The sequence below is a fragment of the Burkholderia plantarii genome (assembly GCF_001411805.1).
GTDB lineage: Bacteria > Pseudomonadota > Gammaproteobacteria > Burkholderiales > Burkholderiaceae > Burkholderia > Burkholderia plantarii.
In genome coordinates this window covers 217,178-237,461 of sequence record NZ_CP007212.1, presented here as the reverse complement: position 1 = coordinate 237,461, position 20,284 = coordinate 217,178, and the positions used below count along the sequence as shown (strand labels likewise).

21 protein-coding genes and 1 tRNA gene are annotated in these 20,284 nt (G+C 67.4%); 8 read left to right on the top strand and 14 right to left on the bottom strand.

The window, feature by feature from the left end:
- Positions 1-111: 111 nt before the first annotated feature.
- Positions 112-1,710, top strand: coding sequence for a hypothetical protein (locus bpln_RS34970; RefSeq protein WP_148653919.1), 1,599 nt, complete (start codon positions 112-114; stop codon positions 1,708-1,710).
- Here bpln_RS34970 and bpln_RS38365 read toward each other — a convergent pair.
- The 6 genes from bpln_RS38365 to bpln_RS00960 all read right to left on the bottom strand — a co-directional run bounded on the left by bpln_RS38365 (position 1,661) and on the right by bpln_RS00960 (position 4,574).
- The gene (locus tag bpln_RS38365; RefSeq protein WP_082465161.1) at positions 1,661-1,885 is read right to left on the bottom strand and encodes an Arm DNA-binding domain-containing protein; all 225 of its coding nucleotides are present in this window, start codon (positions 1,883-1,885) and stop codon (positions 1,661-1,663) included. The two genes, bpln_RS34970 and bpln_RS38365, sit on opposite strands and share 50 nt — an antisense overlap.
- A 183-nt stretch (positions 1,886-2,068) precedes the next feature.
- Positions 2,069-2,144, bottom strand: a tRNA-Ala gene (locus bpln_RS00980).
- Positions 2,145-2,248: 104 nt separating this feature from the next.
- A complete protein-coding gene (locus bpln_RS00975; RefSeq protein WP_055137892.1) occupies positions 2,249-2,614 on the bottom strand; it encodes a c-type cytochrome in 366 nt (121 codons plus the stop codon).
- On the bottom strand, positions 2,611-3,414 hold the full coding sequence (locus tag bpln_RS00970; RefSeq protein WP_042623592.1) for a BON domain-containing protein: 804 nt from the start codon (positions 3,412-3,414) through the stop codon (positions 2,611-2,613). The genes bpln_RS00975 and bpln_RS00970 overlap by 4 nt, the downstream gene beginning before the upstream one ends.
- Positions 3,415-3,432: 18 nt before the next feature.
- Positions 3,433-4,017 (bottom strand): SIS domain-containing protein, encoded by a 585-nt coding sequence (locus bpln_RS00965; protein ID WP_042623591.1) that lies wholly within the window; start codon positions 4,015-4,017, stop codon positions 3,433-3,435.
- Positions 4,018-4,190: 173 nt separating this feature from the next.
- The gene (locus bpln_RS00960) at positions 4,191-4,574 is read right to left on the bottom strand and encodes a YraN family protein (RefSeq protein ID WP_042623590.1); all 384 of its coding nucleotides are present in this window, start codon (positions 4,572-4,574) and stop codon (positions 4,191-4,193) included.
- 268 nt (positions 4,575-4,842) lie between these two features.
- Here bpln_RS00960 and rsmI point away from each other — a divergent pair, with 268 nt between their 5' ends.
- Positions 4,843-5,727, top strand: a complete 885-nt coding sequence (gene rsmI / locus bpln_RS00955) for a 16S rRNA (cytidine(1402)-2'-O)-methyltransferase (protein ID WP_055137891.1) — start codon at positions 4,843-4,845, stop codon at positions 5,725-5,727.
- Between the two features lie 166 nt (positions 5,728-5,893).
- Here the strand turns inward: rsmI and bpln_RS00950 are convergent, their stop codons facing one another.
- Positions 5,894-6,523 (bottom strand): septal ring lytic transglycosylase RlpA family protein, encoded by a 630-nt coding sequence (locus tag bpln_RS00950; protein WP_055137890.1) that lies wholly within the window; start codon positions 6,521-6,523, stop codon positions 5,894-5,896.
- Between the two features lie 633 nt (positions 6,524-7,156).
- On the opposite strand from bpln_RS00950, the gene bpln_RS00945 reads away from it, so the two are divergent.
- The 3 genes from bpln_RS00945 (at position 7,157) to bpln_RS00935 (ending at position 9,041) form a co-directional block, all read left to right on the top strand.
- Positions 7,157-7,804 (top strand): MBL fold metallo-hydrolase, encoded by a 648-nt coding sequence (locus tag bpln_RS00945; protein ID WP_055137889.1) that lies wholly within the window; start codon positions 7,157-7,159, stop codon positions 7,802-7,804.
- Complete coding sequence (locus bpln_RS00940; RefSeq protein WP_042623586.1) at positions 7,801-8,430, top strand: 3'-5' exonuclease family protein; 630 nt, start codon at positions 7,801-7,803, stop codon at positions 8,428-8,430. The genes bpln_RS00945 and bpln_RS00940 overlap by 4 nt, the downstream gene beginning before the upstream one ends.
- Before the next feature lie 152 nt (positions 8,431-8,582).
- Positions 8,583-9,041, top strand: coding sequence for an Lrp/AsnC family transcriptional regulator (locus bpln_RS00935; RefSeq protein ID WP_025101386.1), 459 nt, complete (start codon positions 8,583-8,585; stop codon positions 9,039-9,041).
- A 46-nt stretch (positions 9,042-9,087) separates the two neighbouring features.
- Here bpln_RS00935 and bpln_RS00930 read toward each other — a convergent pair whose 3' ends face one another.
- The 3 genes from bpln_RS00930 to bpln_RS00920 all read right to left on the bottom strand — a co-directional run bounded on the left by bpln_RS00930 (position 9,088) and on the right by bpln_RS00920 (position 11,912).
- On the bottom strand, positions 9,088-10,248 hold the full coding sequence (locus tag bpln_RS00930; RefSeq protein WP_055137888.1) for a cation diffusion facilitator family transporter: 1,161 nt from the start codon (positions 10,246-10,248) through the stop codon (positions 9,088-9,090).
- A 267-nt stretch (positions 10,249-10,515) separates the two neighbouring features.
- Positions 10,516-10,809 carry an H-NS histone family protein gene (locus tag bpln_RS00925; RefSeq protein ID WP_042623584.1) on the bottom strand — a complete coding sequence of 98 codons (294 nt, stop codon included), beginning with the start codon at positions 10,807-10,809 and terminating at the stop codon, positions 10,516-10,518.
- A 392-nt stretch (positions 10,810-11,201) separates the two neighbouring features.
- Positions 11,202-11,912: a HugZ family pyridoxamine 5'-phosphate oxidase gene (locus bpln_RS00920; RefSeq protein ID WP_055137887.1), complete on the bottom strand. Its 711-nt coding sequence runs from the start codon at positions 11,910-11,912 to the stop codon at positions 11,202-11,204.
- A 213-nt stretch (positions 11,913-12,125) separates the two neighbouring features.
- On the opposite strand from bpln_RS00920, the gene bpln_RS00915 reads away from it, so the two are divergent.
- Positions 12,126-13,331: an MFS transporter gene (locus tag bpln_RS00915; protein ID WP_055137886.1), complete on the top strand. Its 1,206-nt coding sequence runs from the start codon at positions 12,126-12,128 to the stop codon at positions 13,329-13,331.
- A 167-nt stretch (positions 13,332-13,498) separates the two neighbouring features.
- On the opposite strand, the gene bpln_RS00910 is transcribed toward bpln_RS00915, so the two are convergent.
- Together bpln_RS00910 and bpln_RS00905 are read right to left on the bottom strand one after the other, a co-directional pair.
- Positions 13,499-14,641: a branched-chain amino acid ABC transporter substrate-binding protein gene (locus tag bpln_RS00910; RefSeq protein ID WP_042623581.1), complete on the bottom strand. Its 1,143-nt coding sequence runs from the start codon at positions 14,639-14,641 to the stop codon at positions 13,499-13,501.
- 505 nt (positions 14,642-15,146) lie between these two features.
- The gene (locus bpln_RS00905; protein ID WP_042623580.1) at positions 15,147-16,262 is read right to left on the bottom strand and encodes an NAD(P)H-dependent flavin oxidoreductase; all 1,116 of its coding nucleotides are present in this window, start codon (positions 16,260-16,262) and stop codon (positions 15,147-15,149) included.
- Between the two features lie 333 nt (positions 16,263-16,595).
- Here bpln_RS00905 and bpln_RS00900 point away from each other — a divergent pair, with 333 nt between their 5' ends.
- Positions 16,596-17,291 carry a dienelactone hydrolase family protein gene (locus bpln_RS00900; RefSeq protein ID WP_042623579.1) on the top strand — a complete coding sequence of 232 codons (696 nt, stop codon included), beginning with the start codon at positions 16,596-16,598 and terminating at the stop codon, positions 17,289-17,291.
- A gap of 110 nt (positions 17,292-17,401) precedes the next feature.
- Complete coding sequence (locus tag bpln_RS00895; RefSeq protein WP_042623578.1) at positions 17,402-18,859, top strand: amidase; 1,458 nt, start codon at positions 17,402-17,404, stop codon at positions 18,857-18,859.
- Between the two features lie 109 nt (positions 18,860-18,968).
- Here bpln_RS00895 and metF read toward each other — a convergent pair whose 3' ends face one another.
- Complete coding sequence (metF, locus tag bpln_RS00890) at positions 18,969-19,799, bottom strand: methylenetetrahydrofolate reductase [NAD(P)H] (RefSeq protein ID WP_042623577.1); 831 nt, start codon at positions 19,797-19,799, stop codon at positions 18,969-18,971.
- Positions 19,800-19,818: 19 nt separating this feature from the next.
- The gene (locus bpln_RS00885; RefSeq protein ID WP_042623576.1) at positions 19,819-20,172 is read right to left on the bottom strand and encodes a phage holin family protein; all 354 of its coding nucleotides are present in this window, start codon (positions 20,170-20,172) and stop codon (positions 19,819-19,821) included.
- Between the last annotated feature and the right edge of the window lie 112 nt (positions 20,173-20,284).

Genomic DNA, 20,284 nt, shown 5'->3' with positions numbered 1-20,284 from the left:
ACTGCCGATGCCCAGTCAGTCCAAATGAGTTTTCTCTGACTTCGGTCAGAATTGGCACAATAATGTTCCTTATCTGCAAAAATTTATTATCCCTCACGCTACTTCTCCTCAATGGTCAAGAATGCCGAACCTAATCCGCCTTTAAAAGCGGGCCGACGTCTTTTCGATATGGCCAGTTCCGAGGGGATCAACGACTCAGAACGTATTCTTGCAGCGCTATGCCGGAAGTCCTTCCTGCGGCTCTGGTCGCAGACAAATGTTTTCACAGACGAAGGCTTCAAAGACGGCAAGGGGAGCACACGAGAACTATGCGATGCGCTCGTCATCTTCGGAAACGACGTGATTGTCTTTTCGGACAAACACATTACATTTCAGGCTGACAAGGACCTCTCCCTTTCGTGGCCCCGTTGGTACAGGCGCGCGGTTCTAGAATCCTGCAAGCAACTACATGGCGCGAAGTCATGGCTGCAACGCTTTCCGAACCGGATATATCTGGACGCAAAGTGTACGCGCTCATTGCCAGTGCCCGTGCCGGCCAACAGCACGGTGCGATTCCATCTGGTAGCAGTTACCCGGGGCAGTCGGGAAGCTGCGCTCGCCTACTACGGAGGAAACGGATCGGGCTCTTTCTGGCTAAACAGCGCGATCGAGGGCAACGAGCACCTTCAAAAACCATTCGCTATTGGATTCCCTGAGCCAGACAAGCATTTCGTACATGTCTTTGATGAAGTGTCGATTGAACTTCTACTTGGTGAACTCGATACGGCGGCCGACCTGCTCGACTATCTCAAGAAACGGGAAGCGTTACTGGGCCGACGGGGAACGCAGGTCGCCGCCTATGGCGAGGAAGAACTGCTCGCGGCATATCTTCAAACCATGACCCCAGATGGATCGGAGCATGTGTTCTTTAACGCTCCGGTCAACGAAGGCCTGCCCGACGCCATCTTCTTTGACGAGGGTTTCTACAGAGCGCTCAACGATGACCCGGGTTACGAACGCAAGAAGCTGGCAGACGGTGTCAGCTATGAATGGGACAAGCTTGTGGATCGCTTTCTGGAGTATGGTGACCCGGACATCCACGAGAGATATGTCGACCAAAGCGCTGCTGAAACTGAGCAAGGACTACGCCTCATGGCTGCGGAGCCCCGGTTTCGTCGCCGCCAGCTGGCGGGAGCGTTCATCGGCGCTCTGGAACGGGTAGGCCCCGGCGAACGGCTTGGCCGTCTGGTATATGGAGGCGTATCTGGTGAAACGGTGTATGTCTTTGTCGTCGTGTCGAAGCGGCGAGACGAGTCCTACGACGAGTACCGGCAGTATCGCCTCGCTGTTCTCCACGCCTATGTCCAGACCGCCAGGCTGAAAGCTCCACTGGGAACAACGTTCGTCGGCATTGCATTCGACAATCCGCACAAGGACTATCAAGGCAGCTCAGAGGATCTCTTTGTTCTATCTAAGGAAACGTGGATCGCGGACGAGCTTGCAGAGCTCGAAGTCCAGCGGCGTGAACTGGGTCTCTGGGGCGCTGCGATGGAATATCGGCAGTATCGGCAGGACGAGTTCCCTCAAGCTAACCAACGTGCGCCATTTCAACGGGTACCGGCAGCCGCCAATGAAGTCGCAAAACAAAGGCAGGAAGAAAGGAAGAAGGCTGTCAAGCGTCTCAGGAAAATTCAGAAGGCATCGAAGCGCCGCAATCGAGGAAAAAACTAGCGGCCGGCCACATTGGAGACGCAACGACAGGCATAAATCCAGCGATGCGGTACTTGAGTCGCCAGTACTTCCCTCCGGCAGGCGACACTTCTAGGTACATACCAGCGCCGTCTGCAAGACGGTAGGCTTTCTCGCGCGGCCGCGCGTTGCGAATCTCAACGTCGGTAAGGGGCATTTCATCTCCGTGGGGGCATCAGCCTTGACTAGGCTCGACATGCCCCCGAATGTGCCCCCCTGTGCCCCCCTGTGCCCCCGGATGTCAACGAATCCCGTTGGACGATGATGGAAATAAAAAACCCGCGAAGCCTTGCAGCTACGCGGGTTTCAGGACTTCCTTGTACAACCTAAGACATGTTCTTGGTGGAGAGGAGGAGGATCGAACTCCCGACCTTCGCATTGCGAACGCGACGCTCTCCCAGCTGAGCTACCCCCCCAACATCTTGGCGATCATACACAACCTGCATCCGGGATGGCAAGCCACCTCGGAAAAGTTTTTACGACCCCGGCAGCGACATCAAGGATTCGCGAAAGCGCCGGCTCAGTTCGACGGCGCGCCCGCCAGCACCCATCTGACGACCGACTTGATGTCGGCATCGCTCATGCCGGGATGGGCCGGCATCGGAATCACGCCCCACACGCCCGAGCCGCCGTCGCGAATCTTCTTCGCGAGCTTGTCCGCGGCAGCCGGATCGTTTTTGTAGCGTGCGGCCACGTCCTTGAACGACGGCCCGACCAGCTTGCGGTCGACCGCGTGGCAGCCCATGCAGGCGTTGCCGCGCGCCACGCGCAGGCCGTCGTCGGCGGCCCGCGCGGCCGGCGCGGCCAGCACCGCGGCGGCGATGGCCGCCGTCGCGGCAAGCGCGACGAGGCGCCGGCCACCCAGCCGTTCGATACGCACGCTCATTGGCCACCCGCCTTCGCGTTGCCCGGATGGACGTTCGGCGAGCTCGACACCGGCGCCGGCGACTGCAGCGGTGCCGAGGTCACGCTCGAATCGGGCACGGCGCCGACGGTCGGCCCGACGTCCACGGCCGGCGCCGGCTGCGCGGCGCCGGCGTCGCTGACCGGCGCGCTCGAGGTGGCGAGGCCCGGCGCATCCATCGGCTTGATGTACTGGAACACCTTCACGACCTGCACGACGCCGGGCACGCGGCTCGCCACGTCGGCGCCGATGTTGCCCTCGTCGACCGTCACCAGCCCGAGCAGATAGATGCTGCCGCGCTCGCAGACCACCTTGAAGTTGTTCGCGGAAATGCCCTTCTCGGCGATCAGCGCGGTCTTCACGCGGCCTTCGAGATACGAGTCGTTGGTGCGGTCCGTCAGCGAGCTGGCCGGCGCGACCGCGAGCTCGTTGACGATCGCGTTGACGTTGTTGATCGCGCGGACGATCTCCTCGGCGCGCTGCTTCGACGCGTCGTTCGGCACCTCGCCCGTCAGCAGCACGCGGCGGTTGAAGACGGTCACGTTCACATGCGCTTCGTCGGGCAGGCCGCTCTTGATCTGCGAGGCCGCCTTGACCTGGATCTCGCGATCCTCGGTCTGCGCGCCCAGCGTGCGACGATCGGTTGCAATCAGGGCGCCGCCTCCCGCGGCCGCGCCTGCGAAGGCCAGCACGCATCCCTGCAGCGTGGCGGCAAGGCCCGCCGACAGCGCGATCACCAGCGTGGTTCTCACAAGCGCGGGTCCGACGCGGCTCGTATTCATCGACAGCTCTCCTTCGAATCAGTCTTCGCCCAGCAGCATCGCGTCGATGCCGTCGCACAGGCAGTGGATGGTCAGCAGGTGGATTTCCTGGATGCGCAGCGCCCGCTCGGACGGCACGCCGATATGAATGTCGGTGTCGGACAGCGCGCTCACGAGCTCGCCGCCGCTGCCGGTCAGCGCGATCACCGTCATCTCGCGCTCGCGCGCCTCGGCGGCCGCGGCCAGCGCGCGCGGCGAATCGCCGGACGGATCGATCACGAGCAGCACGTCGCCGGTCTGGCCGAGCGCGCGCACCTGTTGCGCAAAAATGTGATCGGCCGCCTCGCCGCCCGTGAACGGGCCGGCACGGCTCGCATCGGTGGCGAGCGCGAGGCCCGGCAGGCTGGGCCGTTCGCGTTCGAAACCGCCGACCAGCGCGTTCGCGAGCCGTTCGGCCGGCGCGGCCGACGGGCCATCGCCGCAGGCAAGGATCTTGTTGCCGTTCGCGAGCGCCATGAACATCGCGTCGACGGCGGCCGCGATCGGCAGCGACAGCGCATCGAGCACCTCGTGGACGAGCGTTGCGTTGTCGCGGATATGTTGCTGAATACGTTCGACTGACATCGATACCTATCGAATGAAACGCGGAACGGAGCCGCGCAGGAGCGTGGGTGCGGCGAGTTTACCGCACTCCGCGCCCGTCGCCGCCGCGTCCTTTACAACTCGACACAACAACCGTGCGCGAACCATGCGCGACGCGCATCCGCTCGCCCGCCACGCGGTGCCGGCCGCTGCCGCTAGACGTCGTCGGCACGGAACGCGTCGCGCAGCCAGACGAGCCGCCCGGCCTCGAAGCCGACCACGTCGAAGCGGCACGCGCATGCACCGCCGAGCCGCGCCCAGATCACGCACGCCGCCTGCACGATGCGCCGCCGCTTGTGCAGTCCCACGCTCGCGAGCGCGCCGCCGTGGCGGCCGTGCCGGCGCGCGCGCACCTCGACGAACACCAGCGTGCCGTCGCGCTCGCGCATCACGAGATCGAGCTCGCCGCCGCGCACCACGAGGTTCGACGCGACGAACGCGAGACGCTCGCCTTCGAGGAAACGTCGCGCCTGCCATTCGAAGCGCTCGCCAATGCGCTTCGACCCGGGACGGCCGGAAAAGTTGTCGGCGCCGTCCATGGGCGCGGCATCGCGTGAGCGCGCCGGAGAATGACCGGACGCGCGGGCAACGTCGCATGGCGCATCGCTCGCGGCGTGATCGCGCTCGACGCGCGAATGCCCGCGCCCGCCCGCCCGATGGTCCCCGGCGTCACCACTCACCCGGCCATCACGCGATCCGGCCGCCGTCTTCGACGCCGTCTCAGGCACCATCGGCGGCGCCTCGTGGCTCGCGTGGCACAATGCCAGCCTTGTTCCGCCCGCCACGCGTTTTCGCGCGTTTCCCGCCATGACTTCCCTCCCCGAACTCGCGCAAACGCAGCATTACCCCGCCGGCACGCTCTATGTGGTCGCGACGCCGATCGGCAACGCGGCCGACATCACGCTGCGCGCGCTGCACGTGCTCACGCTCGTCGACCGGATCGCCGCCGAGGACACGCGCAACACCGGGCAGCTGCTCGCGCGCTACGGCATCTCGAAGCCGCTCGTCGCGGTCCATGAACACAACGAACGCGAAGCGGCCGGCCGCCTCGTCGAGCAGTTGCGCGCGGGCGAGCGGATCGCCTATGTGTCCGACGCCGGCACGCCCGGCATCTCGGACCCGGGCGCGAAGCTGGTGGACGCGGTGCGCGCGGCCGGCCTGCCGATCGTGCCGCTGCCCGGCGCGAACGCGGCCGCGACGGCGCTCAGCATCGCCGGCGACTGGGCCGGCCCGTTCACGTTCGCGGGCTTCCTGCCGCCGAAGGCGAAACAACGCGCGGCGGCACTCGCGGCGCTGAAGGCGCACCGCTACGCGCTGGTGTTCTACGAGGCGCCGCACCGGATCGTCGAGACGATCGACGCGCTCGCCGACGCGTTCGGCCCGCAGCGACGCGTGCTGATCGCCCGTGAGCTGACCAAGTTACATGAGGACGTGTTCGAGGGCACCCTGGCCGAAGGGCCAACGTGGCTGGCCGGCGACCCGAACCGGCAGCGCGGCGAGTTCGCGGTGGTGGTGGAAGGCGCGGGCGCGCCGAGCGAAGACGACGATCCGCACGCACACGACGCGCTGCTGACGCTGCTGCTCTCGGAAGTACCGGTGAAGAGCGCGGCGAAGCTGGCCGCCGCGCTGACGGGCACGTCGCGCAGCACGCTCTACGCGCGCGCGCTCGAACTGAAGGAAGAGGAAGACTGAGGGGCATGGGGCACGTGAGGCGCCGCTGCCGCAACCGGCGCCGATCCGCTCGCGCCGCGTACCCATGACGAACGCGACAGCATGATCAGCATCATGCTGTCGCGATGGCACCCATCCGGATTCAGCCGCAACCGATCGGGCGAGGCGCGTGGCCGCGCCCGAACGCTCAGTGCGTCTGCGAGGTCGACGCGACCATCTCGTCGCGTGCAATCCGCGCCTGCTCGGCAGAGAGGCCGACGATCTTCACGCTCGCGGTGCCCGAGCGCACGAGGCCGATCACCTTCGCGGCCGCATACGACAGGTCGAGCACGCGGCCGCGCTTGAACGGCCCGCGATCGTTGATCTTCACCACCACGGACTTGCCGTTGGTCTGGTTGATGACCTTCACGTACGAGGACAGCGGCAGCGTGCGATGCGCGGCGGTCAGCTCGTTCATGTCGAAGCGGTCGCCGTTGGCGGTGCGCCGGCCATGGAACGCGCGGCCGTACCACGACGCCCGGCCGGTCTGGCGGAAGTCGGACACGTCGGCCGCGTCGATCGGCTTCGCGTTCGCCAGCGAGGCGCGCGACGCGTCGTCGGTGCCGGCCGCCGGCATCGTCGCCAGCGCCGAATCGAAGTCGTCCTGCTTGCCGTTCGCGTCGTCCGCCTGGGCGGCCGCCGTGGTGCGAAGTGCGTTCTTCGCCGGGTTGTCGTTGTCGGCCGCCTGCTCGGAGGCCGGATTCGGCGGCATCGCGCACCCGGTGAGCGCTACCACCATCACTACTGAACCGAGTTGCCTCGGCAATCGAAATTTCATCGACGTGTCGCCTATGGGTGCGGGCCGTCGCACTACCTCGTCAAGACGGCCCGGACGGATATGCGCGCACGCGCTCGCCCGTCGCGGGCAAGCGGCTTGCACTGGTGCGGCTGTCGTACTCGCCGCGACCGTCCTGTTTAGCTTTCACGTCTGGCGCAACCTGTCCCCGGCAGCCTGACCAGACCCCAAATGCCGCCTTCGAACCGAAGAACACGGTTCGTGCGCGTCGCGTGTGGCCAACGGGCAGGAACAGCGGCATAGGCCTCATCCGGCATTGCGACAGCAAGGCCGCGGCGGGCGCGCGTTGCGCCCGGCCGGACAAGACGTGAGCACCGATTGAATCGGCACTGGATGCGCCGCCGGTAAGCCGGCGGCTAGTGCATTGACGGCGCTTCGGCACTCGCTGACGGGTGCTTGAACGCCTGTAGAACGCGTGGCGGAACCACGCACAATGGGCCGCATTATACATAAATGAAAATGCTCGCCCGCAAAACACTCTGTCCCCTTGATTGATTCTTGCTATGGCGCAATCCCCGGTACACCCGCGGCAAAGCCGTCTTCGACGCGGGCCGGCACGGGGCGCCCGCGCGGGCGAGCCAGTACAATCGAAGTTTTGCCAGCGCCGCTACCCCCATGAAAGTCACGCTGATTCCCGTCACGCCGTTCCAGCAGAACTGCTCGCTGATCGTCTGCGAACAGACCGGCAGGGCCGCCGTCGTCGATCCCGGCGGCGATCTCGAACGCATCCGCGAACAGGTCGAGCAACAGGGCGTGCAGGTCGAGAAGGTGCTCGTCACGCACGGCCACGTCGATCACTGCGCGGGAGCGAAGGCGCTCGCCGAGCACTATGGCGTGCCGATCGAGGGGCCGCAGGAGGACGAGCGGTTCTGGATCGAGCAGTTGCCCTCGCAAAGCGAGCGCTTCGGCTTCGGCGGCCGGGCCGAGGCCTTCGAGCCCGACCGCTGGCTCACGGACGGCGACACGGTGACGGTGGGCGGCGAGACGCTCGAGGTCTATCACTGCCCGGGCCATACGCCGGGCCACGTGGTGTTCTTCAGCCGCGCGCACCGGCTCGCGATCGTCGGCGACGTGCTGTTCGCCGGCTCGATCGGGCGCACCGATTTCCCGCGCGGCAACCATGAGGATCTGGTGCGCTCGATCCGCGAGAAGCTCTGGCCGCTCGGCGACGACGTCACGTTCGTGCCGGGCCACGGCCCGGTATCGACGTTCGGCGACGAGCGCTCGACCAACCCGTTCGTGGCGGACCGGAGGTTCGGATGAGCAGCGAGATCTACGTCAGCACCGACGTCGAGGCCGACGGCCCGATTCCCGGTCCGCATTCGATGCTGAGCTTCGCCTCGGCCGCCTATACCGAAGACAAGCAGCTGATCGCGACCTTCTCGGCGAACCTCGAGACGCTGCCCGGCGCCGCCGCGCATCCGGTGCAGGAAGCCTGGTGGAAGACGCAGCCCGAGGCCTGGGCCGCGTGCCGCCAGGACCTGCAGGCGCCCGAGGCGGCGCTGGTCGCCTACGTCGAGTGGGTCGAGGCGCTGCCCGGCAAGCCGGTGTTCGTGGCGATGCCGGCCGGCTTCGATTTCACGTTCATGTTCTGGTACATGATGCGCTTCACGGGGCGCTGCCCGTTCTCGTGGTCGGCGCTCGACATCAAGACGCTCGCGTTCGCGCTGACCGGCCTGCCCTATCGCAAGGCGATCAAGCCGCGCTTCCCGAAGCACTGGTTCGACGATCATCCGCACACGCACGTCGCGCTTGATGACGCGATCGAGCAGGGTGCGCTGTTCTGCAACATGCTCGCCGAGCTGCGCGTGCGGCAGGCCGCGTTCGCCGCCGGCACGGGCGCCGCGAACGCCCCGGCCGACGCGGCCGGCGAGGACGAGCCAAGCTGACGTAATGGTCAGCGGGGTCGGGCGCGAACAATATAAATATTTCCATCGCGCTGGCCTCGCGTAGCGAATCCCGCTCGAATATCGCGCATCGATTGCGTGACTTTTCCTGCGCCTCTAACATGGCGGCATGGCAGCCGCCTTCGGAGACGCAGGTGATACTCGATTCTTTTTCGCAGAAAATTCTTCGCCTGTTGCAGCTCGACGCGCGCCGCTCGGTCCAGGAGATTTCCGACCAGGTCGGCCTGTCGAGCACGCCGTGCTGGCGACGCATCAAGGACATGGAGCAATCGGGCGTGATCCAGCGCTACACGGCGCTGCTCGACCGCGAAAAGCTCGGCCTGCATGTCTGCGCGCTCGCCCACGTGCATCTGACGCGCCACAACGAGGGCGGCGTCGAGCAGTTCGAACGCGAGATCGCGACCTGCCCCGAAGTGACCGAGTGCTACAGCACCACCGGCGAGGCCGACTACATCCTCAAGATCGTCGCGCCCGACATCAAGGCCTACGACGTGTTCCTGCACGAGCGCATCTTCAAGATCCCGGCCGTCTCGCAGGTCCGCACGAGCGTCGTGCTGCGCGAGATCAAGTTCGATACCCAGTTGCCGCTCTGAGGCGCCGCACGCCGCGCCGCCCCCCCCTTCGAACCGCGGCGCGCCGCTACGACGCGCCGTGCGCGCCGGCCGAGGCCATGTCGCACGCGATACCGATCCGTCTCACGCCGAGCCGCTCGCGCAGCGCGGCCGCGTCGAGATCGGTGAGAGCCGGCGTACCGGCGGCCAGCGTCAGGTCGATCTCGAGCCCGCCGCTCAGGTAATGCAGCTGCACGGCGGTGGCGCGCAGGCCCGATTCGCCCAGCACCGCCTCGATCCTCGGCGCGATCTCGCTGCGCGGCGGCAGCGCGAGCGCCGGCTTCAGCCAGATCTGGTCGTTCTCGGTATCGACGTGGATCAGCGCGTCGAGCACGCGCACGTCGCCGAGCAGGCGCGCCCTCGCCGTCTCCGCGATGAAATGCCCTTCGGAGGCCGAAATCATCGGATCGACGAGGATGTGCGCGTCGACGAGCGCCGCATCGCCCATCTTGCGCGTGCGCAGCTCGTGGATGTCGCGCACGCCGGGCGTCGCGCTCAGCAGCGCGCGGATCTCGGCCTCGGCCTTCGCGTCGAGCGCGCGATCGGACAGATCCTGCAGCGCCTCCCAGCCGAAGCTCCAGCCCATTCGCGCGACCATGAAGCCGACGATCGCGGCGGCGATCGGATCGAGCAGCCGCACGCCGGCCAGGCTGCCGACCACGCCGATCGCGACGACCAGCGACGAGGCCGCGTCGGAGCGCGCGTGCCAGGCGTTCGCGACCAGCATCGCCGAACGCACGCGCCGCGCCTCGGCGAGCATGTAGCGAAACAGTCCTTCCTTGAACACCACCACCAGCCCGGCGACGGCGAGCGCGCTCGCGTGCACGGCCGGAATCGCGGCGTGCTCCACGAGCCGGTCGCCGGCGCGCCACAGCATGCCGACGCCGACCGCAATCAGGATCGCGCCCAGCAATAACGAGGCGACCGTTTCATAACGGCTGTGTCCGTAATTATGGTCGGCATCCGGCTTCGCGCCACTATGCCGATTGGCCAGCAACACCACGAAATCCGATACGAGGTCGGATAAGGAATGTACGCCATCCGCAATCAATGCCTGCGAATGGGCGATAAGTCCGACAGCTATTTGTAATATTGTAAGAACGACGTTGAGCGCAATACTGACCCAGGTGGTCTTGCGGGCGACGGCATGTTTTTCGGCGTCGAGATTGTCGGCGGGAAATGTGGACATGGGATACTTGTTTGAGGCCGCAATTCTGAGATTCTATCAAGCGTTCCATGACACCTGCCGCAGGTTTCGATGAAACACGCGGCAAATCAATTGCTTATCAAAGCAACCTGGCCACGGGTTTGAGCGGATTTGATCGTATCGGACCGCGCTGCCTGATCACGGCGCCCGCGTTTCACCGCCACCACCGAAAGCAAAAAGGCCACGCATCTCGCCGACGAGATGCGTGGCCTTTCTTTCCGCAAGACGGGTTATCCCCGCCGCCGGAAATCAGATCGTGAATTGATCGCGATTCTTGCCGGCGATCCAGCGCGGCGGTTTGCCGCGGCCAGACCAGGTTGCGCCCGATTCCGGATCGCGATACTTCGCGGCGACACCGGCACGTGCCCGGCCAGCCTTGGCCGCCTTGGCGCGGCTCAGACCGAGTTCGGCCAGCGAGAAGCCGTAATCCGAGATCTTCTGTTTGACGTCGTTGAGGACATCGGCATATTCCTTCGCCTTGGCTTCCTCGATTTGCTTCTCCAGCTTTTCTCGCTGCGCGAGAAGGTCCTTGTAAGAAGACATATATTTCCTTTTCTCTGACTAAACAGGACCGGTCTGTGCCGGCTCACCCATTTCCACGTAACGATGCCTCGGATGATTATGGAGGCAGAGATTAGCACAAAAAACAAACGAAGGAATCACCGGCGCCACAAATAAATGTGCTCGATTGTAATTAATCTCGAACGAGTCGGAGGGCCGATCAGCAATTCAATTACCACTTAAATGATTGAGGCAATCGATTAGGCAGAGTTTGTTCATATATTCATGCTTTCAGGCTGCGCAACGGACGGCGCCGATGCACCCGGAAGCTTTCATGTCGAGAGAGGTTTTGCTGAGAATCGACTGAAAATCAACGCACCGAAACCGTGCACTCGCCTGATGTGCCGATATTCATCAGGCTTCGGAATTGCCGATCACGGCGAATCAATAGTGGCCGCGGCGATCTCCACGGCGTCGATGAGCGAGCGGGAATCAGCCGCCGGATTTGCAAAAGTCGTGCGCCGCAGCCGTCCGGCAATCCGCCAATCGGCACCATGCCGGTCGACGCCGATCAATTCCGGTCCGCTATTACCAACGGCATACCGCGCCCATAATGCCTGCTCCTCGTCGAACGACAGCGGCGGCAGCGCGTCGAGTTCGGCGCCGTCGAGCCAGCCCATTCGGCCAAAGCCGCCGATGAAGCGCAGCCGCTCGCATTCGAGCGCCCAGAACGCGAAATCGCCGAGCGCGAGATAACGCGCCGCATCGCGGTGATATCGCTGGTAACGCGCGGCGAGATACGGGTCGTCGTCGATTCGCACGAAGCGGCCAATCAACGTGACGCGTTCGGCTTCGAGCGTCGCGCTCGCGGCGGGCTCGCCGTCGGACGAAGCCTCGGGCGCCGCGGCGGCCCGGCCTGCCGGCTGCGGGTCGACGACCAGGAAGCCGGCGCGCGCATCGGCGGCCAGGTTGCGCGTGTGCTCGGCCAGTGTGCTGACCAGCACCACGGGCCGATGGCGCGCATCGGTGGCGTAGGGAACGACGGTCGGATACGGGAAGCCGGCCGGCTCGCGCGCATGAGTCGCGAGCGTGCCGGCCTGCCCGCGATGCAGCAGGTGAATCGGTAGCGAGACGGACAGCTTCAAGGCATGCTCCTGCGCGGCGCCGCCGCGATCGTGCGCGTCGCCCTGCCGGCGCGGAGCACCACCGCGCGCGTCGGGCGCGACGCTCCGTTAGAATCGGTTGCTGCTGCCCATTGTCGCGCATCGTTCGCATAAGGCGCGACCTTCAACGATAACCCTCCCTGCGCGCGACCGGCGTGACTCCGAACGCCGGCGACGCGCATCGCCGAGCTCACCGTGTCCGATCATTCCTCCCGGCTTCCGCCGCAGCCCGCCGCCCACCGCGCCCTGCCCCCGGCGGCGCGCCACCGCGCCCGCGCGGCCACCATGGCGCTGTTCTTCGTCGCCGGCATGATGTACGCCTCGTGGGGCGTCCACGTGCCGACCGTGCGCGACCGCTTCGCACTGAGTCCGGCGCTGCTGTCGCTCGCGCTGCTCGCCGTGGCGATCGGCTCGATCATCGCGATGACCACCAACGCGAAGTGGATCGCGCGGGTGGGCACGCGTACCGCCTGCCTCGCCGGCGGCATCGGCATGTCGGCGTGCGGCGCGCTGATCCTGCTCGCGCCGAGCTATCCGCTGCTGATCGTGGTGCTGATGCTGTTCGGCTTCACGATGGCCACGCTCGACGTCGCGATGAACGCCGAGGCGAGCGCGGTCGAGATCGCGTTCGGCCGGCCGATCATCTCGATGCTGCACGGCATGTTCAGCATCGGCGGGCTCGGCGGCGCGGCGCTCGGCGGCGCGGCGCTGTCGGCAGGCATGGCGCCGCCCGTGCATCTGGCGCTCGCCTCGCTGGTGTGCGCGGTGATCATCGTGGTGGCCTGCCCGGCCGTGCTGCCGCACGTACCGCATCAGGAGGCGGAGCACGGCTCGTCGCTCAACCGCTGGCGCTCGACCGCGCTCTGGACGCTCGGCGCGATCGCGCTGGTCTCGCTGATCGCCGAGGGCGCGATGTACGACTGGGCCACCGTCTACATGCGCGACGTGGTGGCCGCCACGCCCGCGTTCGCGAGCGCCGCCTATGCCGCGTTCTCGGGCGGCATGGCGGGCGGACGCTTCGCCGGCGACTTCGTGCGCGCGCGCTTCGGCGCGCCGCAGGTGGTGTTCGCGAGCGCCACGTTCGCCTGCATCGGGATGGTCGGCGCGCTGCTGCTGCCGTATCCGGCGCCGGCGCTGATCGGCTTCACGATGATGGGCCTCGGCCTGTCCAACATGATGCCGCTGCTGTTCGCCGCCGCCGCGCGCGTGGCCGGCATCTCGCCCGCCGAGGGGCTCGCGCACGTGGCCGGCCTCGCCTACTTCGGGCTGATGTTCGGCCCGGTCGTGATCGGCGGCGTCGCGCAGGCGGCCGGGCTGCCGGTCGGCCTCGGGATCGTCGCGCTGTGCGCTGCGATCGTCGCCGCGTTCGCGCCGCGCGTGATGCGCCGGCTCAACGTCTGAGCATCCGAGCGTCCGGGCGGCGCTCGCGCTTCGGGCCGCGGCACCCGGCCTTCCCGACGGCGGCACGCCGCGTGCCGCGCGCGATCGTGCCTGCGTTCGCGCTCCGCAAAAAAGAAAGGGCGCCCGTCTTTCGACGGGCGCCCCTTACCCCCTCTGTCGAGGCAGATTTACATCTTCACTTGATCGAGGAACGTCTTCTTGCCGCCCTTGTAGTCGTACAGCGAGATCACGCCGTGCTTCAGGTCGCCCTTCGAGTCGAACACGGTTTCGCCGATCACGCCCTTGTAGTCCGTCGCCGGCATGGCCGCGAGGATCTTCGCCGGATCGGTCGAGTTCGCGCGCTTCATCGCGTCGACGATGATGTACACGGCGTCATACGTGAACGGCGAGTAGATCTGGATCGGCTGGCCGAAGCGCTTCTGGTACTTTGCTTCGAACTCCGAACCACCCGGCATCTTCTCGAGCGCCGCGCCGGCCTGCGAGCAGACCACGTTCGCCGATGCGTCGCCGGCCAGATCCGAGAGCTGCTCGGTACACACGCCGTCGCCGGCCAGCACCTTCGCGCGCAGGCCGAGCTGCTTGGCCTGCTTGGCGAACGGGCCGCCGGTGGCGTCCATGCCGCCGTACATGATCACGTCCGGGTTTTCGCCCTTGATCTTGGTCAGAATCGCGCGGAAGTCGACCGCCTTGTCGTTGGTCGCGTCATGCGAGAGGACCTTCAGGCCGAGCGCCTTGGCCTTCTTCTCGAACTCGTTCGCGAGACCCTGGCCGTAAGCGGTCGAATCGTCGACCACCGCCACGCTCTTGTAGCCCTTCGACTGCGCGTAGTTCGCCAGCGCCGGACCCTGCTGCGCATCGGTCGCGACCACGCGGTAGGTGGTCTTGAAGCCCTGTTGCGTGTAGGCCGGGTTGGTCGCCGACGGCGAGATCTGCACGATGCCCGCGTCGCTGTAGATCTTCGAGGCCGGGATCGTGGTGCCCGAGTTCAGGTGGCCGACGATCGCCACGACCTTGTCGTCGACGAGCTTCTGCGCAACCTGCGTGGCGGTACGCGGGTCGGCCGCGTCGTCCTGTGCATCGAGCTGGAGCGTGATCTTCTGGCCACCGATCGTCAGGCCCTTCGCGTTGATTTCCTCGACAGCGAGGCGAGCACCGTTCTCGTTGTCCTTGCCGAGGTGGGCGATACCGCCCGTCAACGGCGCAACGTGACCGATCTTCACCACCTGGTCGGCCGATGCGTTCGTTGCCAACGCCGCAAACACCATCGCCGCCGCGCTGATCGGCAACAGCTTTTGCATCTTGATATTCATGGAAGTCTCCAGTTTCGATCCAAAAAATGCCATCGCCGGTTCCCCGCTCCATCCCCGGTGCCAATCACCACTGGAGTGTCGCCGGCCGCATCTGTCATGCACGTGGCTACAAGCAGGCGACGCAACCGCTTTTAGCGGCCGCCTCACCGTACTTGCGCGCAAGTGTAGGTGATCAAATTAATTTGTGGGACTTTTTTGAGGAAGTGGGAAGACTACCGATGTCGCGGCCGGACGACAGTATTGGCGACCGCTCGGAAACCCTTGGTGGTTAAGGGTTTCCGCTAATTCGATCGGGACGCCGAAAAGTTGTTTTACGAATCGGACACACATCCGGATCACGTTGCGGATCAACGGCTTCGGTCGAAAACAATTCACCGGTCCGCGCGGCCCGAATGGCGCCGCGCGGTCCTGAAAAATACGGTTGCGTGCGCATTCCGGATGCAACGTGAATGCGGATCGAAGCGGGCTGAAACACGATTCGACTATATATAGGCGTGCCGCCGCGTCAGCGCGCCGCCGCGAAGCGCGCGACGGCCGTGCGCCATTCGGCGTCGAGCGCGTCGATCAGCGCGGCGGCCGTCAGTTCGCCGCCGCCGCGGACGACGACGCGGCGGCGGCCGAGCGGCATGCCCTGGCCGGCCCACAACGACAGATAGTCGGCCTCGCCCGCGTGGCCGGCCGCCTGCCGCAACGCCTGCGTCAGCGCGTTCTGCACCGGATACGGCGCGATCGCGTCCGGCCGCGCGCCGAGCGCGTCGATCAGCGCGTTGCGGATGCCGCGCGCATGCCGGCCCGAGATCGCGCGCGTCACCACCGTGGCGGTATCCCCGCTCGTCACGAGACGCTCGCGCCAGGCGGCGGGAATCGTGGCCTCGGCGCAGCCGAGGAACGCGGTGCCGAGCTGCGCGGCCTGCGCGCCGAGTGCGAGCGCGGCGGCGATGCCGCGGCCGTCCATGATGCCGCCCGCCGCGAGCACCGGCAGCCCGGTCGCGTCGACGAGCTGCGGCACCAGCGCCATGGTGCCGATCAGCGCGTCCTCGGCCGCGCCGAGGAAGGTGCCGCGATGGCCGCCCGCCTCGGCGCCCTGCGCGCTGATCGCGTCGGCGCCGGCCTCGCGCCACGCGAGGCCCTCGGCCAGATGGGTCGCGGTGCCGATCACGTAGCAGCCGGCCGCGTGCAGGCGCGCGACTTGCGCAGCGTCGAGCACGCCGAACGTGAAGCTCGCCACCGGCACGCGCGCGGCCACCAGCACCTCGAGCTGCGCGTCGAAGTCGGGCGCGTAGCGTTCGAGCGGCGCGCCGGCCGGCAGGCCGAGCCGCGCGCGCAACGGGTCGATCGCGGCGAGCGCGCGCCGCACCGTCGCGTCGTCGGGGCGCGCCTCGTCGAGTACGAACAGGTTGACCGCGAACGGCCGCGAGGTGGCCGCACGAATCGCCTCGATCTCGGCGGCGAGCCGCTCGGGCGCGAAACCGGCGCCGCCGAGGCTGCCGAGCGCGCCGGCGTTCGAGGCGGCGGCGACGATGGCCGCCGAGGTCGCGCCGGCCATCGGGGCCTGCACCAGCGGCAGGCGCAGGCCGAAACGTTCGGCGAACGACGTGGAGGGAAGACTGGCTTGGGACATTGGCGGGCTCCGTGAAATCCGCGCGGGCGATCCCGCGCCGTTGGGTTTGCCTGCGACTGTAGCGAAGCCCCGGGCCGCCGGATAATGAAAGATCGTGATCGCGGCAATCACCAGGGAAGATAGCCCGTGCGTGTTTGGATCGTTGCCGGCGGCCGCCGCCCGCGACCGGCCAGGCGCATCGGCGCGGCACCGGCACGCCGCCGGCGGGGTCCGCCGCGCCCTACAGTCCGCTGACACGCAGCAGCGCGGCACGATCGATGGCACACTGACGCCGCCCCTTTTCCCCTCGCGCGCGCCCGTTCCCGTGGCGCGCGCTTCGTCTGGAGACCCGCAATGACTTCGCAATGGATCGACATCCCCGCCGGCAACGAAACGTTCGGTGGTTACCTTGCCCTGCCCAAGGGCGGCAAGGGGCCGGCCGTGGTGATCGTTCAGGAAATCTTCGGCGTGAACGGCCACATCCGTTCGGTCGCCGATCAATATGCGGCCGACGGCTACGTCGCGCTCGCCCCGGACATCTTCTGGCGCACCCAGCCGCGCGTGGATCTCGGCTATGAAGGCGCCGACCGCGACAAGGGCGTCGAGCTGCTGCAGAAGACCGATCCGCACCAGGCCGCGGCCGATATCGGCCACGCGGTCGCCGCGCTGCGCGCGCGCCCCGAGGTGGAAGGCAACCGCGTGGCCGGCATCGGCTACTGCTTCGGCGGGCGCCTCGTCTACCTGGCCGCGGCGGCCGGCTCGTTCGACGTCGCGGTCGCCTATTACGGCGGCGGCATCCAGAACCACCTCGACGTCGCGAACCACGTCACGCAGCCGATCCAGTTCCATTACGCGGGCCTCGACGACCACATTCCGGCCGAGGCGGTCGAGCAGGTCAAGGCCGCGTTCGGCGGACGCGCGGACGCGCAAATCCATTGGTACCCGGATGCCGGCCACGGCTTCAACTGCAACGCGCGCGCCTCGTACAACCAGCGCGCGGCGGCGCTCGCGCACGGCCGCACGCTGACATTCCTCGCCGAACAGCTGTAAGCTCGTCGCACCGGCCCGCGCGGGCCGGCGTCCGCGCGCGCTGGCTCGGTGCCCGCCGGACGCCGGCGCCGCGCGTGGCCCGATTCTCATTCGAACGAACGGGGGCCACGGTGCAGGACGACTATCCGAACTACGATGCCACTGACCTCGCCACGCTGATCGCCACCCGGCAGACCAGCGCCCGCGAGGTGCTCGACGCCGCGATCGCGCGCGCCAACGCACTGAACCCGTCGATCAACGCGATCGTGTTGACCGACTACGACGCGGCCCGCGAGCGCGCCAGCGCCGCGCCGCCGGCCGGCCCGCTCGGCGGCGTGCCCTACCTCGTCAAGGATCTCGCGGCGGCCGCCGGGCTGCGGATGTCGTTCGGCAGCCGCCACTACCGCTATTTCGTGCCCGACGCCGACGCGCCGTTCATCGCCCGCGCGAAGGCGGCCGGCGCCAACGTGTTCGGCAAGACCAGCACCTCCGAATTCGGCCAGATGCCGGTGACCGAGCCCGAGCTGTTCGGGCCGTGCCGCAACCCGTGGAACCTCGATCACACGCCGGGCGGTTCGAGCGGCGGCGCGGCGGCGGCCGTGGCGGCCGGCATCGTGCCGCTCGCGCACGCGTCCGACGGCGGCGGCTCGATCCGCATCCCCGCCTCGTGCTGCGGCCTGTTCGGCTTCAAGCCCGGCTACGATCCGCAGCTGGCCGTGCAGCCGGTGCCCGGCGACCTGATCGTCAACCACGCGATCTCGCGCAGCGTGCGCGACAGCGCGCTGCTGTTCGACCTCACCACCGGCCGCGCCGGCACGCCCGAGGCCGCGCTTGCCCGGCTCGACGAGCCGGTCGGGCCGCTGCGCATCGGCCTCGTCACCGATCCACTGTTCGCGGCGTCGCTGTCGCCCGACGTGCTGGCGGCGCTCGACGACGCGGCCCGGCTGGCCGAATCGCTCGGCCACGTGGTCGAGCCGGTGACGCTGCCGATCGACCGGGCACGCGCGGCCGAGACCTTCCTCACCTGCTGGGCCACCATCGTCGAACCGCTGGTCCACGACGCGCAGGCGCTCACCGGGCGCCGGCCGCGCGGGGACGAGTTCGAGCCGGCGAGCCGCGCGATGGCGCAGGTCGGGCGACATGTTGCGCGCGAGCGGCTGCCCGTCGCGCTCGACTGGCAGAAGCAGCTGATCGCCGACATGGCGAGCGCGACCGCGCGCTACGACCTGGTGCTGTGCGCGACGCTGGCGGCGCCGCCGGTGCGGATCGGCGAGCTGCGCTCCACGCCGCTCGAGCGCGCGCAGATGCGCCTGCTGGCCGCGCTGCCGGCGCGGCCGCTGCTGCGGATGATGCTCGCGAAGGCGGCCGACCGTGCATTCGCCTGGGCCGGCTGCACCGAACTGTTCAACCTGACCGGCCAGCCCGCGATGTCGGTGCCGCTCCACTGGAACGCGCGCGGCCTGCCGGTGGGCGTGCAGTTCGCCGCGCGCCTCGGCGACGATGCGCGGCTGCTGCGGTTCGCGCGCCAGCTCGAACTCGCGCGGCCGTGGTTCGCGCGGCGTCCGCCGCTGGTGCCGGCGGCGCGCTAAGGCGCCGAGGCTCGGGCGTGGATGCCGGGCCCGCTCCGCCCGCGCATAAAAAAAGCGGACCCGCGGGTCCGCTCGCCTGCCATGCGCGCCGCAACCGGCCGCGAGCCGCTCAGAACCCGAGCCGCTCGCAGACCGCCCTGGTCGCCATCGCCGCGTTCAGCGTGTAGAAGTGCAGCCCCGGCGCGCCATCCCGGATCAGCCGCTCGCACATCGCGGTGACCACGTCGGTGCCGAACGCGCGGATCGACTCCTTGTCGTCGCCGAAGCTTTCGAGCCGGCGCGCGACCCAGCGCGGCACTTCGGCGCCGCACATCTCGGAGAAGCGCATCAGCTGCGTGAAGTTCGTGATCGGCATGATGCCCGGCACGATCGGCACGTCCACGCCGAGCTTGCGCGCGTCGTCGACGAAGCGGAAATACGCGTCCGCGTTGAAGAAGTACTGCGTGATCGCCGAGTTCGCGCCGGCCTTCACCTTCGCCGCGAAGTGCTGCAGGTCGAGCTTCGGCGAACGCGACTGCGGATGGTATTCCGGGTACGCGGCCACTTCGAGCCAGAACCAGTCGCCGTGCTCGGCGCGGATGAAGCTGACGAGTTCCGACGCGTAGCGCAGCTCGCCCACCTCGCCCATGCCCGAGGGCAGGTCGCCGCGCAGCGCGACGATGTGGCGGATGCCGTGCGAGCGGTACTGGTCGAGCACCGCGCGCAGGTTGTCCTTCGAGGCGCCGATGCAGGACAGGTGCGGCGCGGCCTCGAGGCCGTCCTTCTGCATGTCGAGCACCGTGTCGAGCGTGCCTTGCTGCGTCGAGCCGCCGGCGCCGAACGTCACGGAGACGAACTTCGGCTTCAGCGGCAGCAGCTGCGCGCGCGTGGCGCGCAGCTTCTCGACGCCCTCCGCCGTCTTCGGCGGGAAGAATTCCAGGGAGAGTTCGATCGGTTTCATGATTCGGATGAGCCCGCGTTCAGCCGATGCTGCGCTGGCCGAAGATCAGGGCGGACAGGAGCCACGACACGATGCTGTACAGGATCGAGCCGAAGAACGCGGACCAGAAGCCCTGCACCTCGAAGCCCTTCAGCAGCGACGACGCGAACCAGAAGCAGAGCGCGTTGACCACGAGGATGAACAGGCCGAGCGTGAGGACCGTCACGGGCAGCGTCAGCAGGATCAGCACCGGCCGGATCACCGTGTTGATCAGCCCGAGCACGACCGCGACGATCAGCGCCGTACCGAAGCTGCGGATGTGAATCGACGGCACCAGGTAGGTGATGATCAGCAGCGCGAGGGCATTGATGATCCAGGTCAGGATGAGGCTCATGATGGCTCCTGTGCAAGAAAACAGGCCGGGCCGCACGAGCGGCCCGGGGCGGGCCGCGCGGGGCGGCCGGCGCGATGCGTGGCGCGGCCGCGCCGGCAGGGCGCGGCGCGCG

What these genes read in the sequence shown, in the direction of transcription:
- bpln_RS34970 (WP_148653919.1), top strand. Translation starts at nt 112, where the DNA reads ATGGTCAAGAATGCCGAACCTAATCCGCCTTTAAAAGCGGGCCGACGT.
- bpln_RS38365 (WP_082465161.1), bottom strand. Translation starts at nt 1,885, where the DNA reads ATGCCCCTTACCGACGTTGAGATTCGCAACGCGCGGCCGCGCGAGAAA.
- bpln_RS00975 (WP_055137892.1), bottom strand. Translation starts at nt 2,614, where the DNA reads ATGAGCGTGCGTATCGAACGGCTGGGTGGCCGGCGCCTCGTCGCGCTT.
- bpln_RS00970 (WP_042623592.1), bottom strand. Translation starts at nt 3,414, where the DNA reads ATGAATACGAGCCGCGTCGGACCCGCGCTTGTGAGAACCACGCTGGTG.
- bpln_RS00965 (WP_042623591.1), bottom strand. Translation starts at nt 4,017, where the DNA reads ATGTCAGTCGAACGTATTCAGCAACATATCCGCGACAACGCAACGCTC.
- bpln_RS00960 (WP_042623590.1), bottom strand. Translation starts at nt 4,574, where the DNA reads ATGGACGGCGCCGACAACTTTTCCGGCCGTCCCGGGTCGAAGCGCATT.
- rsmI (WP_055137891.1), top strand. Translation starts at nt 4,843, where the DNA reads ATGACTTCCCTCCCCGAACTCGCGCAAACGCAGCATTACCCCGCCGGC.
- bpln_RS00950 (WP_055137890.1), bottom strand. Translation starts at nt 6,523, where the DNA reads ATGAAATTTCGATTGCCGAGGCAACTCGGTTCAGTAGTGATGGTGGTA.
- bpln_RS00945 (WP_055137889.1), top strand. Translation starts at nt 7,157, where the DNA reads ATGAAAGTCACGCTGATTCCCGTCACGCCGTTCCAGCAGAACTGCTCG.
- bpln_RS00940 (WP_042623586.1), top strand. Translation starts at nt 7,801, where the DNA reads ATGAGCAGCGAGATCTACGTCAGCACCGACGTCGAGGCCGACGGCCCG.
- bpln_RS00930 (WP_055137888.1), bottom strand. Translation starts at nt 10,248, where the DNA reads ATGTCCACATTTCCCGCCGACAATCTCGACGCCGAAAAACATGCCGTC.
- bpln_RS00925 (WP_042623584.1), bottom strand. Translation starts at nt 10,809, where the DNA reads ATGTCTTCTTACAAGGACCTTCTCGCGCAGCGAGAAAAGCTGGAGAAG.
- bpln_RS00910 (WP_042623581.1), bottom strand. Translation starts at nt 14,641, where the DNA reads ATGAATATCAAGATGCAAAAGCTGTTGCCGATCAGCGCGGCGGCGATG.
- bpln_RS00905 (WP_042623580.1), bottom strand. Translation starts at nt 16,262, where the DNA reads ATGTCCCAAGCCAGTCTTCCCTCCACGTCGTTCGCCGAACGTTTCGGC.
- bpln_RS00900 (WP_042623579.1), top strand. Translation starts at nt 16,596, where the DNA reads ATGACTTCGCAATGGATCGACATCCCCGCCGGCAACGAAACGTTCGGT.
- metF (WP_042623577.1), bottom strand. Translation starts at nt 19,799, where the DNA reads ATGAAACCGATCGAACTCTCCCTGGAATTCTTCCCGCCGAAGACGGCG.
- bpln_RS00885 (WP_042623576.1), bottom strand. Translation starts at nt 20,172, where the DNA reads ATGAGCCTCATCCTGACCTGGATCATCAATGCCCTCGCGCTGCTGATC.